The 14,793-nt window shown below is 33.5% G+C and carries 12 protein-coding genes; 7 read left to right on the top strand and 5 right to left on the bottom strand.

From position 1 onward, the window contains the following. Positions 1-100: 100 nt before the first annotated feature. On the bottom strand, positions 101-1,351 hold the full coding sequence (odhB, locus tag IR010_RS06695) for a 2-oxoglutarate dehydrogenase complex dihydrolipoyllysine-residue succinyltransferase (protein WP_029271579.1): 1,251 nt from the start codon (positions 1,349-1,351) through the stop codon (positions 101-103). 78 nt (positions 1,352-1,429) lie between these two features. After that, a complete protein-coding gene (locus IR010_RS06690) occupies positions 1,430-4,204 on the bottom strand; it encodes a 2-oxoglutarate dehydrogenase E1 component (RefSeq protein ID WP_029271580.1) in 2,775 nt (924 codons plus the stop codon). A 116-nt stretch (positions 4,205-4,320) separates the two neighbouring features. On the opposite strand from IR010_RS06690, the gene IR010_RS06685 reads away from it, so the two are divergent. Together IR010_RS06685 and IR010_RS06680 are read left to right on the top strand one after the other, a co-directional pair. After that, a complete protein-coding gene (locus IR010_RS06685) occupies positions 4,321-4,872 on the top strand; it encodes a hypothetical protein (protein ID WP_029271581.1) in 552 nt (183 codons plus the stop codon). Between the two features lie 61 nt (positions 4,873-4,933). After that, positions 4,934-5,500 (top strand): hypothetical protein, encoded by a 567-nt coding sequence (locus IR010_RS06680; RefSeq protein WP_194567849.1) that lies wholly within the window; start codon positions 4,934-4,936, stop codon positions 5,498-5,500. A 28-nt stretch (positions 5,501-5,528) separates the two neighbouring features. Here the strand turns inward: IR010_RS06680 and IR010_RS06675 are convergent, their stop codons facing one another. From IR010_RS06675 to IR010_RS06665, 3 genes are all read right to left on the bottom strand, one after another. Continuing rightward, positions 5,529-5,882, bottom strand: a complete 354-nt coding sequence (locus tag IR010_RS06675) for a hypothetical protein (protein WP_029271583.1) — start codon at positions 5,880-5,882, stop codon at positions 5,529-5,531. 75 nt (positions 5,883-5,957) lie between these two features. After that, positions 5,958-6,932, bottom strand: a complete 975-nt coding sequence (locus tag IR010_RS06670; RefSeq protein WP_194602649.1) for a polyprenyl synthetase family protein — start codon at positions 6,930-6,932, stop codon at positions 5,958-5,960. An 83-nt stretch (positions 6,933-7,015) separates the two neighbouring features. Beyond that, positions 7,016-7,564, bottom strand: a complete 549-nt coding sequence (locus IR010_RS06665; RefSeq protein ID WP_194602647.1) for an outer membrane beta-barrel protein — start codon at positions 7,562-7,564, stop codon at positions 7,016-7,018. A 282-nt stretch (positions 7,565-7,846) separates the two neighbouring features. Here IR010_RS06665 and IR010_RS06660 point away from each other — a divergent pair, with 282 nt between their 5' ends. From IR010_RS06660 to IR010_RS06640, 5 genes are all read left to right on the top strand, one after another. Beyond that, positions 7,847-8,368, top strand: a complete 522-nt coding sequence (locus tag IR010_RS06660; RefSeq protein ID WP_194567851.1) for a YceI family protein — start codon at positions 7,847-7,849, stop codon at positions 8,366-8,368. Between the two features lie 106 nt (positions 8,369-8,474). Then, on the top strand, positions 8,475-9,074 hold the full coding sequence (locus IR010_RS06655) for a TetR/AcrR family transcriptional regulator (protein ID WP_194567853.1): 600 nt from the start codon (positions 8,475-8,477) through the stop codon (positions 9,072-9,074). A gap of 10 nt (positions 9,075-9,084) precedes the next feature. Further along, on the top strand, positions 9,085-10,419 hold the full coding sequence (locus tag IR010_RS06650) for a TolC family protein (protein WP_194567855.1): 1,335 nt from the start codon (positions 9,085-9,087) through the stop codon (positions 10,417-10,419). Between the two features lie 9 nt (positions 10,420-10,428). Further along, a complete protein-coding gene (locus tag IR010_RS06645; RefSeq protein ID WP_029271588.1) occupies positions 10,429-11,496 on the top strand; it encodes an efflux RND transporter periplasmic adaptor subunit in 1,068 nt (355 codons plus the stop codon). A gap of 90 nt (positions 11,497-11,586) precedes the next feature. Beyond that, positions 11,587-14,757: an efflux RND transporter permease subunit gene (locus tag IR010_RS06640; protein WP_194567856.1), complete on the top strand. Its 3,171-nt coding sequence runs from the start codon at positions 11,587-11,589 to the stop codon at positions 14,755-14,757. Positions 14,758-14,793 lie beyond the last annotated feature (36 nt).

Raw genomic sequence — 14,793 nt, 5'->3', positions numbered from 1 at the left:
TTTACATTTGTTTAAAAAATTAACATCTTAAGCTAATATTAAGAAAAAAAACCTGCTCAAATGAATGAACAGGTTTTAAATTATTGAAGAAATTATTAAATTACAATTCTAAAGCACGTTTAGCATCGCCATTCATTAATAATTCTAACGGATTTTCTAAAGCTTCTTTTACAGCAACTAAGAAACCAACTGACTCACGTCCGTCGATAATTCTGTGATCGTAAGACAGCGCAACGTACATCATTGGGTGAATTTCAACTTTACCATTTACAGCAATCGGACGCTCAATAATGTTGTGCATTCCTAAAATTCCTGATTGAGGAGGGTTTATAATTGGAGTACTCAACATACTTCCAAAAACACCACCATTAGTAATAGTAAAAGTTCCTCCTGTCATATCGTCAACAGTAATTTGACCATCACGAGCTCTAAGTGCTAATCTTTTAATTTCAGCTTCGATTCCTCGGAAAGATAAATTTTCAGCGTTACGAACTACAGGAACCATTAAACCTTTTGGTCCAGAAACTGCGATAGAAATATCAGCAAAATCGTAAGCTACTTTATAATCACCATCCATCATAGAGTTAACATCTGGATATAATTCTAAAGCTCTTGTTACTGCTTTTGTAAAGAAAGACATGTAGCCTAAACCAAGACCGCCATGTTTTGCTTTGAAGGCATCTTTGTATTCATTACGAATCAAGTTGATTGGCGTCATGTTAACTTCATTAAAAGTAGTTAACATTGCTGTTTCGTTTTTAGCAGCAACTAATCTCTCAGCTACTTTACGACGCAACATTGATAATTTGGTACGCTCAGATCCACGATTTCCTCCAGTTGGAGTTCCCATTGATGGTACTGCATTTACAGCATCTTCTTTAGTAATTCTTCCGTCTTTCCCAGTTCCTGAAATAGTTGCTGGCGCTATATTTTTTTCGTCTAGTATTTTTCTTGCTGCTGGAGATGGAGTTCCTGCTGCGTAACTTGTTGGTGCTGGTGCTGCTGCCGGAGCAGGTGCTGCTTTTGGTGCCTCCGCTTTAACTTCTGCTTTTGGCGCTTCAGCCTTAGGAGCTTCCGCTGCAGGAGCAGCAGGTGCTGAACCAGATGGTTTTGCTGCACTCGTATCAATTAAACAAACTACAGCTCCTACTGCAACTGCATCACCTTCTTCTGCTTTAAGCGTAATTGTTCCGCTAGCTTCAGCTGGCAATTCAAGAGTTGCTTTGTCTGAATCAACTTCAGCAATAGCTTGATCTTTTTCTACATAATCTCCGTCTTTTACTAACCAAGTTGCAATTTCAACTTCTTTTATTGATTCCCCTGGTGATGGGACTTTCATTTCTAAAATCATCTTATTTTTTGTTTAAGGTTTTTATGGTTTCAGGATCATGTCGTTAAACTTGAAACCTGAAACTTGAAACATTCTTTTTTATCTGAATAAATCTTTATCGAATACCATTCTAATTGCATCTGCATGACGGCGTTTAGCACGTGTATAACTTCCTGATGCTGGTGCAGCATAAGCTTTTAACGAAGCCAATCTCCATTTTACAAGATCAAAGTTCATTAACATAAAGCTGTAAGCTCCCATGTTTTTAGGTTCTTCTTGAGCCCAAACATAATCATCAGCATTTGGATATTGTGCGATAATGGCTTTTAACTGCTCAACTGGTAATGGAAATAATTGCTCGATACGAACAACAGCTACATCTTTTCTTCCGTTGTTTTCTCTTTCGGCAACAATATCGTAGTAGAATTTACCAGTAACAAAAACTAAAGTTTTTACTGCTTTTTTATCTACTGTATTATCGTCAATTGTTTCTTGGAAACTTCCGTTAGCTAGTTCTTCAACTGTTGACACACATCTTGGATCACGCAATAAACTTTTTGGAGAGAAAACTACCAAAGGTTTACGGAAATTTGTTTTCATTTGTCTTCTTAACAAGTGAAAGAAGTTAGCTGGCGTTGTACAATCTGCAACATACATATTTTGTCTTGCACATAGTTGTAAATAACGCTCCATTCTCGCAGAAGAGTGTTCTGCACCTTGTCCTTCATATCCGTGAGGCAATAATAAAACAATACCATTTTGGTTGTTCCATTTATCTTCACCACATGAAATATATTGGTCAATCATAATTTGAGCTCCATTAGAGAAATCTCCAAATTGTGCTTCCCAAATCGTTAATGCTTTTGGATTAGCTAATGCATATCCATAATCAAAACCAAGAACTCCATATTCTGATAAAAGAGAATTGAATACGCCAAATTTTCCTTTTTTGTTTTCGATAGCATCTAAAAGAATTACTTCTTCTTCAGAATCTTCAACTTTAACTACTGCATGACGGTGAGAGAATGTACCACGCTCTACATCCTGGCCTGAAATACGAATATCGAATCCTTCAGTTAAAAGTGAACCGTAAGCCAACGCTTCTGCAGTTCCCCAATCAATAGTATTATTGTCGTATCCTGCTTTTCTGTCCGTAACAATTTTAGTTATTTTGTTGATGAACTTTTTGTCTGCCGGTAAAGTTGAGATTGTATTTATGATAGAATCCAATCCTTTTTTGTCAAAAGTAGTATTTACTTTTTCAAGCATTTGCGTATCTGTTACTTGAACAAATCCGTCCCATTCATTTTTCATGAATGGCGTTATAATAGTCAAATCTTTTTTACGAGAAGCTTCTAAATTCTCCTCCATTAAAGATTTGTATTCTTTTTCTAAAGCATTTACATAAGTTGCATCGATTACGCCGTCAGACAATAATTTCTCAGCATAAATATCTCTTGGGTTTTTATGTTTTGCGATTATTTTATATAAAACCGGCTGTGTAAAACGAGGCTCATCACCTTCGTTATGACCGTATTTTCTGTATCCTAATAAGTCGATAAATACGTCACGACCAAATTGCATTCTGTAATCTAATGCAAAAGATACTGCATGTACAACAGCTTCAGCATCATCAGCATTTACGTGTAATACAGGCGAAAGCGTTACTTTGGCAACATCTGTACAATAAGTAGAGGAACGAGCGTCTAAATAATTAGTTGTAAAACCAACTTGGTTGTTGATTACAATATGAATTGTTCCTCCGGTTTTGTAACCGTCAAGCTGCGCCATTTGGATGATTTCATATAAAATACCCTGACCCGCGATTGCAGCGTCTCCGTGTACTGCGATCGGCAATACTTTAGAGAAATCGTCAGCATAATATTTATCTTGCTTAGCTCTGGTAATTCCTTCAATAACTGCTCCAACCGTTTCTAAGTGAGAAGGATTTGGTGCTAAATTGATATTGATATTTTTTCCTGTTCTTGTTTTTTTGTCAGCTGTAAGGCCTAAGTGGTATTTTACGTCACCATCAAAATATTCTTGATCGTAATCTTTACCGTCAAATTCACCAAAAATATCTTGAGTTGATTTTCCGAAAATGTTAGCCAAAACGTTCAAACGGCCACGGTGAGCCATTCCCATTACGAATTGTTCAACACCTTTTTCAGCAGCTTGTTCGATCAAAGCATCTAAGGCTGGAATGATAGATTCTCCACCTTCTAACGAAAATCTTTTTTGACCTACATATTTAGTATGCAAGAAGTTCTCGAAAGAAACCGCTTGATTTAATTTATTTAAAATAGTTTTCTTTTCTTCAGAAGAGAAATTTGGCTGATTAACATTTACAGCAAGTTTTTCCTGAATCCATTTTACAACACCAGGATTTCTGATATACATATATTCAATACCAATATGCTGGCAATAAATAGATTTCAGTCGCGTTACAATGTCTTGTAAAGTAGATGGTCCAACTCCAATAGTTTGAGCGGCATCAAAAACTGTAGAAAGATCAGCAGTTGTTAATCCGAAATTTTCAATGTCTAAAGTTGGAGAAGATGTTCTACGATCACGAACTGGATTCGTTTTTGTAAATAAATGTCCGCGAGTACGGTATCCATCAATTAATTTAAGAACGTTAAATTCTTTTTGCAGTTTTTCTGAAACTTGATTGTAATCTGTGTTGGGGCTAGTCACATATTCAACAATCTGTTGAACTGGATTTTCGTCATTATAAGTCGTTTGTCCAAAGTCGAAACCTTGAAAAAAACTTCTCCAGCTTGGCTCAACGCTATCTGGATTTACTAAATACTGATCATATAATTGTGCGAAAAACTCGGTATGCGCTGCATTTAAAAATGAAAACCTATCCATAATATTAGTGAATATACTTTTTGTTAAATAGAATGGCAAAAGTACAACAATCGACTTTATTTAAACCTTTTTTTTACGTACTTTTACGTAAAAATTTGTTAAAAATAGACTCAACTATGAATAATAATCAAATTTCAATCGTTTTCAAATCTTTTTTTGTGATTTTGGCAGTCTTATTTTCCAGTTTTGCAATCGCACAGCAAAATTATACTATAGATCAGCGTGATAACTTTTGGGACAGAGTTCAATTTGGGGGCGGACTTGGTTTAGGAATTGGATCTGGATATACAGATATCTCTGTTATGCCAAGTGCAATCTATAATGTAAATGAAATAGTTGCGGTTGGAGTTGGTTTGCAATTTGGCTATTTATCCTCAAAAAATTATTACGAATCTTTTGTTTATGGAGGAAGTTTGATCGGACTTGTAAATCCAATTCCAGAAATTCAACTATCTGCAGAATTGGAGCAAGTAAGAGTTGATACTAGATATGAATCTAATGTTAATAGACCAGGATTCTCTGATAATTATTGGAATACCGCCTTATATCTCGGAGCAGGTTACAGAACCGGAAGTGTCACCATTGGCGCACGTTACGATGTTTTGTATAATCCTGATAAAAGCCTTTACGGATCTGGATTTATGCCTTTTGTGAGAGTTTATTTTTAAAGTTGCTATCCCGAAGTCTCGGGACTGAGATGCTAAGATTCTAAATTTTAAATGCAGGAATTTGAAAAAATATATTTTTATAATCATTGGAGTTATTACTTTTAGTTGTAATAACTGGGAGAAGTCAAAAAACACTAATGAAAAGGTTGTAAAAAAAGATTTACGACCTTTTTTTGATGCGGATAAAATCGATCATTATTTTGTGAATTACACTCTTGATAGTATAATTATTTCTGGAGGAGAAAGTAAAAAATCAAAAAAAGAGAAGGAGTTTGAAGATATATTTATGGGATATTTTCCGGATAGTATTCCTAAAAAGAGTTTTGAAGAAATTTTGTTAAGTCATAATTATAAGAAATCCAATCTTACAATTAAACAGCAAAAGGAAATTGAAAATGTATTCAGCGAAAAAGATTCTCTGCAAATGAGTGCATATGCGTGTGTTCCCGAATACCGCGACATTTTTATTTTTAAAAAGAAAGAAAAGACGATTGGAGTAGCAAAGATTTGTTTTAAATGTGGTCGTTTCCAAATTGTTGGAAGTAAAATTGATACACAGTATTTTGGACTTTTTGACGAATTAGAGAAATTGCACGATATCGTTCGTCCTACTGAGAAAAAAACTTAGAGCCTTAGGATCTTAGAACCTCAGAACCTTATTTATAATAATTTCGAAACCAAACTTTTTGCCATTCTCTTTTTAAAATTAAAAAAGCAACTTGTTCTGCAAGAATGACTAAATCTGATCCGTCAAGTTTTTTGATTTCGATTTCAGAAACATCAATAATATATAATAGGTTTAAATATTCAGCGAATTTGTACTGAATCATTCGGTATATTTTTTCGTGCAGCTGAATTTTTAATTCGTCGGGAGAAATGCTTAACGGAAAGTCGATTCCTTCATTAGCTAAATTAAAATCTTTGTTGATTTGCTCAATCAAACTTAAATATAAAGTCTCGGCTTGCGCTTGATCTAGAAGTGCTTCTGTACTTATTGGTGCTACAAACATATTTATTTTAGATTTTAGATTGCTGATTTATGATTGTAGATTTTTTTACTGAAAACTGGCACTGAAAATTGATTACTAAACCTTACGTCCCATTAAATTTTCGCCGAAAGTTCTCAAAACATTTTTCTTTTCAGCATTAATTTCCATTTTTTGTAAAGTTTCAAAAGCTTTAAAAGTATACTTTTCTATAGCTTCCTGTGTTGCTTTTGATGCTCCAGAATCATTAAAAATCGCTTTGGCAGTTTCTATTTTTTCTGAATTATCATCTAATTGCAAACCGAATAATTGTTTTAATTCTGTTGCTTTTTCATCTGATGAAAATTCTATTGCTTTTAGATATAAATAGGTTTTCTTATTTTCGATAATGTCGCCGCCAACTTGTTTTCCAAAAGTTTTAGGATCTCCAAACGCATCTAAATAATCGTCTTGAAGCTGAAAAGCTAATCCTAGATTCAATCCGAAATCATAAATTAAATCGGCTTCCTTTTCAGAAGTTTTTGCTACAATTGCACCCATTTTCATCGCCGCAGCAACCAAAACAGCTGTTTTATATTCGATCATTTTTAAATATTCAGGAATCGTAACGTCATTTCTTTCTTCAAAATCGACATCCCATTGCTGGCCTTCGCAAACTTCAAGTGCAGTTTTGCTGAATAGTTTTGCTAAATCTCTAAAAATGGTTGGTTCATATTGCTCAAAATACTGATAAGCCAAGATCAGCATAGCGTCGCCAGATAAAATTCCGGTATTGATATTCCATTTTTCATGCACCGTTTCCTCTCCTCTTCTCAAAGGAGCATCATCCATAATATCATCATGTACAAGTGAGAAATTATGAAAAACTTCTACCGCCATTGCCGCCGGAAGCGCCATTTTATAATCAGCGTCAAATACCTCTGAAGCCATTAATGTTAGAACCGGACGCATTCGTTTGCCACCAAGTCCTAAAATATATTCAATAGGCTCATAAAGGTTTTTTGGCTCTTTTTGTATGCTTTGGTTTTTTAGATAACTAATAAAAAAATCTTGGTATTGACTAATATTGTGCATAAAATTAAATTCTGATTTGCGAGGCTCAAAGATACAACTCAAATATGAATTATCAGATTGTTGTAAAATTTACTTCAAAATGATTATTCTTTTTCTAAATGTATCTGAAATCCAACTCCTAGAAAGAATGCATTGTTTGTCATATCATTATTAGCTTTTTGATTTAGATAGTTTAGAGCTACTTCTAGTCCAACACTACTGTTTAAGAAATATACGGCTCCGGCTTTTATTTTGATACTATTTAGTTTTGAATCTGTTTGATTGACTTTTTCAAAATAATAGCTTACTTCTGAAAAAACATTAATAGTGTTTTCTGGCTTTAAAAAATAATATCTAACAAATGGTCCAATACCATAATTAAAATTATTTGTTCGTTCTGTATTGCTGTTATCTTCTATTATATATGATAATGTAGCTGATGACCCAATCGCTAATTTATCAATTATGAAATAACCTACATTTGGTGAAACACCAAAGCCAGTTGCTTTAAAAGTTAATTCTTGATATGTATCTTTATTTGTATAAAAAGTTGCATCACCACCCATCATCCAGTTTCCTTTGAGGATTTGGGCATTTAATGTTGAGCTAAAAAATAGTATTCCGGCAAGTAATAGTAATTTTCCGATTTTCATTTTTTTGTTGGGTTTTTAATTAGTATTTGATCGTTTTAAAATTATCAAAAAGGTGAATTTGTATTATTTTTTTAATAAAATATTACTTATTTTTTATTAACAATTTTTGGAATAACTGCCCTAATTTTTTTCAAACCAAATATTTTTTAAAAAAACTTGGAAACTTTTTTGGTGTTTACAGTTTCCTGTCTATATTTGCACTTTTAATTGGAAACTCGAAACACTGAAAAAGTTTCCGTAAGCAGTTTAGATAATTTATAAACTAAACAAAACCAAATATTTATGAAAACAACATGGACCTTAAATTCTAGCCAATCGGATGTTTTAATTAAAATGAGACACTCGATAATTGCTTATATGGGTGGCAATACAAATAAATTTGATGGTTATGTAAACATTGAAGACAATGAAATTGAAGATGCTTCGGTTGAGTTTTCTTTAGACATCAATAACAAAAATGACAGTTTTCAGCAAGTTGATACTTATTTGCAGCTGCAAGATTTTTTTGATGTAGATGAACATCCTATTATTAGTTTTAAATCGACTTCATTTCAAAAAGTAAATCATAACATCAATTTCTTTAAAGGTGATTTAACCATAAAAGATGTAACTAAAGTTGTTGAACTTGATGCTGAATTTATTGGTATTAATACTTATAATGGAGAGAAAAAAGTTGCTTTTGAAATTAAAGGAGATATTAAACGCCAAGATTTTGGTTTAGATTATAATTCATTTAACCACAATGGAGGTTTAGCACTTGGAAGAGATATTAAGCTAATTGCTAATCTAGAATTTAGCATATAAATCTTACTTGTTGAATAAATTAATGTAAAATTATTACAAAAATAACGGAAACTATTTTTCATATTTTAGTTTCCTAATTATATTTGTAATACAATTTGAAATTAAAATGAAAGAGAAAATCATATCAAAAGCGAGTGAATTGTTTTTAAGACTCGGTTTTAAAAGTGTTACAATGGATGATATTGCGGGAGAAATGTGTATTTCGAAAAAAACGATCTACAAATATTTTTGCAATAAAGAAGTATTGATTGAAGAGAGTACTTCGACAGTTCATAAACAAGTACATGAAGTAATCGACACTATTGTAGCGAAAAATTACAATGCAATTCACGAGAATTTTGAGATTAGAGAGATGTTTCGTGATATGTTTAAAAACGCAACAGATACTTCACCTCTTTATCAGCTTAAAAAGCATTATCCGGAAATTTATCAAAATGTAATGACACATGAAATTGATCAGTGCAACCATTATTTTAGAGATAATATTTTAAAAGGAATTCGAGAAGGTTTATATCGATCAGATTTGAATATAGACATTTATGTGAAATTTTACTATACGCTGATTTTTCATATTAATGAAACAACAATTTCAGAAAGAGAAGCTCAAAAAATAGAATTGGAAGCTTTGGAATATCATACTAGAGCTATGGCGACCGAAAAAGGAATAATAGAATTAGAAAAACAACTTAAAAAATTTACTATTTAATCATCAATCTATGAAAAGAATAATTCTTATATTTTTGTGTTCAATTGGTCTTTCAGCCAATGCGCAAGTCACAACTTTAACCTTAAGAGATGCTCTTACATATGCGCTTCAGAACAAATCTGACGCTAAGAAATCGAAACTGCAGGTTGAAAACAGCGAGTACAAAATTCAGGAAATACGTTCAAGAGCGTTGCCACAAATTTCTGCAAACGGAAGTTTAACTTATAATCCAGTTATACAAACTACAGTTATTGATGGAGCAGGATTTGGTCAGCCAGGAACTACAATTCAGGCAGCATTTGGCCAAAAATGGACTTCTGGAGCTGGACTTTCGTTAACTCAGGCTTTATTTGATCAATCTGTTTTTACCGGATTAAGAGCAGCTAAATCTACTCGTGAATTTTATCAAATAAACGATCAATTGACAGAAGAACAAGTAATTGAAAGAGTTGCAAATAACTACTATTCTGTATACGTTCAACGCGAAAGACTAACTTTATTAGATAGTAATTATGTGAATACTACTAAAGTTCGTGATATCGTAAAAGGACAATTTGATAATGGTTTAGCTAAAAAAATTGATTTAGACCGTATTGTTGTAAAAATGTCAAACATTGACACAGAACGTCAGCAAATTAAAAATCAAATTATTTTACAGGAAAATGCTTTGAAGTTTTATATGGGAATGCCTATTGAAACGGTAATCGAGATTCCGAAAGAAGAATTTGAAGTTATCCCAGCTGCATTAACAGAAGAACCTAATATAGAAAACAGAACGGAATACTTGCTTTTGAAAAAACAAGAAGAGCTTTTAGTATTTAATAAGAAAGCAGTTGAAGCTGGATATTATCCGACACTTTCATTAACTGCAGGATACAATTATATTGGTCAAGGTCCTCAAATGCCATGGTTCGCAAAACCTAAAGACGGCGTCTATTGGTCAGATTACTCTGCAATTGGATTGAATCTGCATGTGCCAATTTTTACAGGATTCGGTACTCGTGCTAAAGTAAGACAAGCAGATGTAGAAATCAGATCGCTTCAGGAAGATATCAAAGACACAAAACTTTCACTTGATTTAGATTACAGAAATGCAATGGCTGATATTGAAAACAATCTTATTACAATTCAAAATCAAAAAGAAAACATGCAGCTTGCAACTGAAATCTTAAGCAATACAAAAAATAATTACCTTCAGGGGTTAGCATCATTAACAGATTTATTAGATGCTGAAAATGCACAACTTGAAGCTCAAAATAATTATACCAGAGCAGTTTTAAATTATAAAATTGCCGAAATATCACTAATCAAATCAAAAGGCGAACTTAAAACTCTTATTAAATAACTAAACAAAATGAAGAAAACTATTATAACTATCGTAATCATAATCGCAGCTTTAGGTGTGATTGGATATGTCTTAAATAATAATAAGAAGAAGAATAAAGAAAAAACAGATATTGTTGCAGAAAAAAATGCTGCAGTTTCAGTAAAAGTAACACCTGTAAAAACAGAAGAAATTTCATTGGATTTCGTGGCAAACGGAAACTTTCAGCCTATTCAACAATTGACTTTTTCTGCTGAAAAATCTGGAAAAGTAATCAGCGTTTTAGCTAAAGAAGGAGATTACGTTAGAGTTGGTCAAACTTTATTGACAATGAGAGGCGATGTAATCAATGTAAGTGCGCAGCAAGCTCAGGCAGTTTATCAAAATGCAAAATCTGATTACAGCAGATATGAAAATGCATTTAAAACTGGAGGTGTTACAAAACAACAAGTAGATCAGGCGAAATTAGCATTGACAAATGCTGAGTCTAGCTTAAAACAAGCTAACATTAATGTGGGTGATACTAAAGTAAAAGCTCCAATTAGCGGTTTCATCAATAAAAAATACATTGAGCCAGGATCTATCTTAACAGGTATGCCGGCAACAGCGTTATTTGATATTGTAAATGTTTCTAAATTAAAATTAGTTGTTACAGTAAATGAAAATCAAGTGGCTAGTTTGAAAGTAGGAAACAACATTAATGTTACTGCTAGTGTTTATCCTGATAAAACTTTTTCTGGAAAAATTACTTTTATTGCTGCAAAAGCAGATGAGAGTTTAAACTTTCCTGTAGAAATTGAAATTGCAAATAATGTAAACAACGACCTTAAAGCAGGTATGTACGGAACTGCAAACTTTGCTTCAAATCAGCAAAAACAACACTTAATGGTTGTGCCTAGAAATGCTTTTGTAGGAAGTGTAAGCAGCAACGAAATTTTCGTAGCAGAAAATGGTATTGCAAAATTAAGAAAAGTAACTGCTGGAAGAATTTTAGGAGATCAAGTTGAAATTATCAGCGGATTAACTGACGGAGAAAAAGTTATTGTTACAGGTCAGATTAACTTACAAGACGGAAATACAGTAGAGATTATTAAATAATTTACAGGCTGTAAGCCGTAAGCAATAAGCTTTAAGCAATCTAAAAGCCTAAAGCCTATTGCTTATAGCCTAAAGCATAAAGCAAAATATATGAAATTAGCCGAAATATCCATAAAACGTCCGTCGTTAGTAATTGTATTGTTTACAATTCTGATACTTGGTGGATTGTTCAGCTACAGCCAATTAGGCTATGAGCTGATACCGAAGTTTGAACAAAACGTTATTACAATTTCTACTATTTATCCTGGAGCTTCTCCTAGTGAGGTTGAAAACACGGTAACTAAGAAAATTGAGGACGCGATCGCATCCTTAGAGAATGTTAAGAAAATTGACTCAAAATCGTACGAAAGTTTGTCTATTGTTTCGATTACCTTAACATCAAATGCAAAAGTCGACTTTTCTCTGAATGATGCACAGCGAAAAATTAATGCCATCATCAGTGATTTGCCAGAAGATGTGAAAACACCGGCACTAACTAAATTCTCGCTGAGTGATTTACCGATTATGACACTTGGTGCCAACGGAAAAATGGACGAAGCACAGTTTTATGACTTGATTGATAAAAAAGTTGCGCCTATTTTATCTCGTGTACAAGGTGTTGCTCAAGTAAATATTATTGGTGGTGAAGAACGAGAAATTCAGGTAAACCTTGATGCATTAAAAATGCAGGGTTACGGATTATCTGTTCCGCAGGTACAACAAAATATTTTGACATCGAACTTAGATTTCCCAACAGGAAACATTCAGACTCGTAATCAAAAAATATTAATTCGTTTAGCGGGTAAATATAAAAGTGTTGAAGAATTGAGAAACTTAGTAGTTTCATCTCAAAACGGAATTCAAGTTCGTTTAAGTGATATTGCCGATGTTCAGGATACGCAGAAAATTGCAGAAAAAATATCTCGTGTAGATCAAAAAAGCGCAATCGTTTTACAAATAGTAAAACAATCAGATGCCAATGCGGTTGCTGTAAGTGAGAGCTTATTGAAAACAATTGCTGTTCTTGAAAAAGATTATGAAAAAAGCCATTTAAAATTAGAAGTTGCAAAAGACAGTACAATTTTTACTCTTGAAGCTGCAGACTCTGTAGTTCATGATTTGTTAATTGCGGTAGTTCTGGTAGCATTAGTAATGTTATTTTTCTTGCACAGTATTAGAAACTCATTAATTGTAATGGTTTCTATTCCTGCATCGTTAATTGCAACGTTCATCGGAATTTATTTAATGGGATATACGTTAAACTTAATGAGTTTATTAGGGTTATCTCTTGTTGTAGGTATTCTGGTCGATGATGCGATTGTGGTCCTCGAGAATATTTACCGACATATGGAAATGGGTAAAAACCGAATCCGTGCCTCATATGATGGAACTGCAGAAATTGGCGGAACCGTAACTTCTATTACTTTGGTAATTGTCGTAGTGTTCTTGCCAATCGCAATGAGTTCTGGTTTAGTATCTAATATTATTACACAATTTTGTGTTACTGTAATTATTTCAACATTACTATCACTTTTAGCTTCATTTACAATTATTCCTTGGTTATCATCTCGTTATGGTAAATTAGAGCATATTGAAGGGAAAAATTTCTTTGGAAGAGTTATTCTTGGTTTCGAAAATTATTTAACACGTTTTACTAACTGGATTTCTGGATTATTGACTTGGTGTTTAGATAATTACGGTAAAACAATTGTTCTTGTTTTAATATTGTTCTTTGGATCAATTTTTGGCTTAGGTGGTTTCATTGGAGGAGAGTTTTTTGCATCATCTGATAGTGGAGAGTTTTTAGTTCAGATCGAAATGCCAAAAGATGCTTCGTTAGAACAAACCAACTTCATGACACAAAAAGCCGAAGCATACCTAAAAGGACAAGAGTACGTTCACAGTCAAATTACAACGGTAGGACAAACCAGTGAAGGTTTTGGAGCATCGCAAGCAACTGCTTATAAAGCGGAGATTGACGTAAAAATGATCGAGCAAAAAGATCGTACTGACAATGCAAATGTTTACGCTGCAAAAATTAAACGTAAGCTAGAGAAAGTATTGGTTGGGGCAAAAGTAAAAACTGTTCCTGTAGGTATCTTAGGAACTGCTGAAGATGCTACGTTAGGATTGATCGTAACTGGTCCTTCTACTGAAGCGGCAATGGCATATGCTAAACAAGCTGAAGCTGCATTACGCACTATTCCTGGAACAACTGAGATTAAATTAACTGTTGAAGACGGAAACCCTGAAATTAACGTAAAAGTTGACCGTGATAAAATGGCGGCATTAGGATTGACACTTCAAACTGTCGGTTTAACTATGCAAACTGCTTTTAGCGGAAACACTGACGGTAAATATAGAGCTGGAGAATACGAATATGACATCAACATCAGATACAATGCATTTGATAGAAAAAGTATTACTGATGTAAGTAATTTGATTTTCATCAATGCTGCAGGACAACAAATTAAATTATCTCAATTTGCTTCTGTGACAGAAGGTTCTGGACCTAGCCAGTTAGAGCGTAGAGACAAATCGGCGTCGGTAACTGTAAAAGGACAAAACGTTGGGGTTCCATCAGGAACAATTGTAACGCAATGGCAGGCTAAGTTAGATAAAATTAAAAAACCAGCTGGTGTAAACTATATTTGGGGTGGTGATCAAGAAAACCAATCTGAAGGATTTGGTACTTTAGGAATCGCTTTACTTGCTGCAATTATTTTGGTTTACTTGGTAATGGTGAGTTTGTATGACAGTTTCGTTCACCCGTTTGTCGTATTATTTGCTATTCCGCTTTCGTTTATTGGAGCTTTACTGGCATTAGCCTTGACAAATAACTCATTGAATATCTTTACGATTTTAGGTATTATTATGTTGATTGGTCTGGTATGTAAGAATGCGATCATGCTTGTAGATTATACAAACCAAAGAAGAGCGGCTGGAGAATCAATCAGAACGGCATTAATTCAAGCAAACCACGCTCGTTTACGTCCGATTTTGATGACTACAATTGCGATGGTATTTGGTATGTTCCCAATTGCATTAGCATCTGGAGCAGGAGCTGAATGGAAAAATGGTTTGGCTTGGGTAATTATCGGAGGATTAATTTCTTCGTTATTCTTAACCTTGATTGTAGTTCCTGTAATTTACCAAATAATGGAAGGTATTATTCGCAGATTATCTAAAGGAGAAAAAATCGATTACGAAGCTGAAATGGTTGCCGATTATGAGCATACTGAATTAAGCGAAGACGGTTTTAATCCGAAACATACGCATTAATTTTGATTTAATTTTAGATTGAAAAATCCCAAATTC

Source organism: Flavobacterium sp. MR2016-29, assembly GCF_015350695.1.
Lineage (GTDB): Bacteria > Bacteroidota > Bacteroidia > Flavobacteriales > Flavobacteriaceae > Flavobacterium.
This window is presented reverse-complemented; position numbering and strand designations above follow the sequence as displayed.

What these genes read in the sequence shown, in the direction of transcription:
- odhB (WP_029271579.1), bottom strand. Translation starts at nt 1,351, where the DNA reads ATGATTTTAGAAATGAAAGTCCCATCACCAGGGGAATCAATAAAAGAA.
- IR010_RS06690 (WP_029271580.1), bottom strand. Translation starts at nt 4,204, where the DNA reads ATGGATAGGTTTTCATTTTTAAATGCAGCGCATACCGAGTTTTTCGCA.
- IR010_RS06685 (WP_029271581.1), top strand. Translation starts at nt 4,321, where the DNA reads ATGAATAATAATCAAATTTCAATCGTTTTCAAATCTTTTTTTGTGATT.
- IR010_RS06675 (WP_029271583.1), bottom strand. Translation starts at nt 5,882, where the DNA reads ATGTTTGTAGCACCAATAAGTACAGAAGCACTTCTAGATCAAGCGCAA.
- IR010_RS06670 (WP_194602649.1), bottom strand. Translation starts at nt 6,932, where the DNA reads ATGCACAATATTAGTCAATACCAAGATTTTTTTATTAGTTATCTAAAA.
- IR010_RS06665 (WP_194602647.1), bottom strand. Translation starts at nt 7,564, where the DNA reads ATGAAAATCGGAAAATTACTATTACTTGCCGGAATACTATTTTTTAGC.
- IR010_RS06660 (WP_194567851.1), top strand. Translation starts at nt 7,847, where the DNA reads ATGAAAACAACATGGACCTTAAATTCTAGCCAATCGGATGTTTTAATT.
- IR010_RS06655 (WP_194567853.1), top strand. Translation starts at nt 8,475, where the DNA reads ATGAAAGAGAAAATCATATCAAAAGCGAGTGAATTGTTTTTAAGACTC.
- IR010_RS06650 (WP_194567855.1), top strand. Translation starts at nt 9,085, where the DNA reads ATGAAAAGAATAATTCTTATATTTTTGTGTTCAATTGGTCTTTCAGCC.
- IR010_RS06645 (WP_029271588.1), top strand. Translation starts at nt 10,429, where the DNA reads ATGAAGAAAACTATTATAACTATCGTAATCATAATCGCAGCTTTAGGT.
- IR010_RS06640 (WP_194567856.1), top strand. Translation starts at nt 11,587, where the DNA reads ATGAAATTAGCCGAAATATCCATAAAACGTCCGTCGTTAGTAATTGTA.